Consider the following 2,020-nt stretch of genomic DNA (forward strand, 5'->3'; position numbering starts at 1 on the left):
CCGGCAACGGGTGCGCTATCTGCCGGGGCTGGAGTTGCGTCAAACCGAGCAGACGCTCACGGGCGCCACCACGTCGACGCCCGTCGAGCGCCTGCAGGTACTCTGTCTTGGTGCGGCCGGCCGCCAAACTGTGCGGGTGTTGCATTGGGAGTTGGGCCAGCCGGAAACGATCGCGAATGATCAGTGGCGGGTCAGCTTGAATGACCAGATAGGCTCATCAATGCTTGAGCTCGATGCGCAGGCCGACATCCTGAGTTGGGAGGAGTACTACCCGTACGGCGGCACCGCGGTGTGGTCTGCGCGCAGCGACATCGATGCGAAGTACAAGACGGTGCGCTACTCGGGCAAGGAGCGCGACGCCACCGGCCTGTATTACTACGGTTTCCGTTATTACGCGCCGTGGTTAGGGCGTTGGATCAATCCCGATCCGGCCGGCACCGTTGATGGGCTTAACCTGTTTTGTATGGTTGGGAATAACCCCATTACGTTTTTTGATGTGGCAGGTTTGCTCCCTAAGAGTCATACCGACAATTCAAAGGAAGCTAAAAAACAAAGAGCCGAAGCTAGGGGCCCTATGAAGAATGCTTTACATTTTGTGACCAAAAGAGTGCGCGAAAGAGTGATAAAACCTAAAGGATCTGATAGGCAGCCACTCCTAATTGACCCACAAGTCAACAGTGAAAGCTCTACTAGCGGAGGTGCACAAGCCTTTGACAATAGTTCACAAGCCTTAGACAATAGTTCGGTAAGTGGAGACATACAAGCTATTGGCGGAAATTTAGAGAATAAGGCCTTCACCGCTGACCAGAGCAGAAAGATTGAGGAACATTTCAATAAGAGAGAAGAGTTCCTGCGTATAAGTACGTTACCAAAATTCGAAGCTACTTCAAAAGATAAGAATGCAGTAGAAGTAGCCACTGTACTTGGGCCCATGAGACAACTAGTACAAGGCGCATTAGGATTTCTTCTCGAAAACGATTTATTTGATAATAAATTTGTAGAGGAAATAGGTCAAACTGGTCAGTATATTCATCATATAGCGAATAACGGTAGATTTTTTACAGATTCCGCAACCGATCATGACCGGGAACTATTTAGAAATGCTATAGATTTTTATTTTCAAGAGAATTCAGCTACAGGAATCCAGTTTATGCAAGACTTGGTAATAGGTGACTTGTCCTCTAATCAGCCGATAGCTGATATGCCATCAACAAATACGAGCGCTGGGGGATGGTGGCAATGGCTGAAAAGTAAAGTTTCTGCCCTTTGGCAAAGTCTTCGCAGCTTTTTTGGGCAAAGATCTTCAGTTTACCAGCCAATATGACCCTGTACATTGGTTCTTGATCAAGCACAGGACACATGGATTATTCGTAACTCAGATCCGTTCACTAATGGGGAACAATACTATCCCTGGTTTACAGTGGCTGAAGACGTGCCTAGTTTGTGCCCGATATTGAAAACTTAACTCACTACTTTGCTTTTGGCATATTTTTGAGTTGAAAAATTTGCCGCGCCATAGGCATTCCGCAAGCTCAGGCAGCAACTTGGGCTGGGGTGATGGTTTGCCACGTCGCGAACGGGAAATGGTCACCGCGCTCGGTTATGTCCGGCGCAATAGCTATTACCCGTGGTTTACGGTTGCCGAAGATCTGAACGATACTCTGCATGAGGTACTAGAACTATGAGCACTTTTTCCGATGCGGCGACCGCACGGCGCTGCGCAGGCACGCCGACGGTCACAGTAGTCGACAACCGCGGCCTTGCCGTGCGCGCCATTCAGTACAACCGCGCTACAGAAGAGGAGATGCTTGATATGCTGATCGCACAGCAAGTTTGGTCCGTGCGCGGTCAGCTTGCCGCCAGCATCGACCCTCGGCTGTTCGATGCACAGCAGGTCGACCCCTCCGTGCAGCCTAATTTCCGCTACCTCCGCTCGCTATCCGGTCAACCGCTGTCCATCCACAGCCAAGATGCCGGTGCCCGCTGCGCGCTATTCGACGCCGAGCGCGGCCTAGTCTGG

The 2,020-nt window shown here is 50.8% G+C and carries 3 protein-coding genes; all 3 read left to right on the forward strand.

Annotated elements, in window-relative coordinates:
• Positions 1 to 1,324, forward strand: a 1,324-nt coding sequence (locus tag ACHA99_RS08775; protein WP_393942222.1) for an RHS repeat-associated core domain-containing protein, incomplete at its 5' end; no start/stop codon positions are given.
• A gap of 172 nt (positions 1,325 to 1,496) precedes the next feature.
• Entirely contained in the window at positions 1,497 to 1,685 is a 189-nt protein-coding gene (locus ACHA99_RS08780; protein WP_393942224.1) for a hypothetical protein, read from the forward strand.
• Positions 1,682 to 2,020: hypothetical protein (locus tag ACHA99_RS08785; protein WP_393942226.1), on the forward strand; the 339-nt coding region annotated here is incomplete at its 3' end. The genes ACHA99_RS08780 and ACHA99_RS08785, both read left to right, overlap by 4 nt.

It is taken from the genome of Shewanella sp. S23-S33, assembly GCF_043359565.1.
Classification (GTDB): domain Bacteria; phylum Pseudomonadota; class Gammaproteobacteria; order Enterobacterales; family Shewanellaceae; genus Shewanella; species Shewanella oncorhynchi.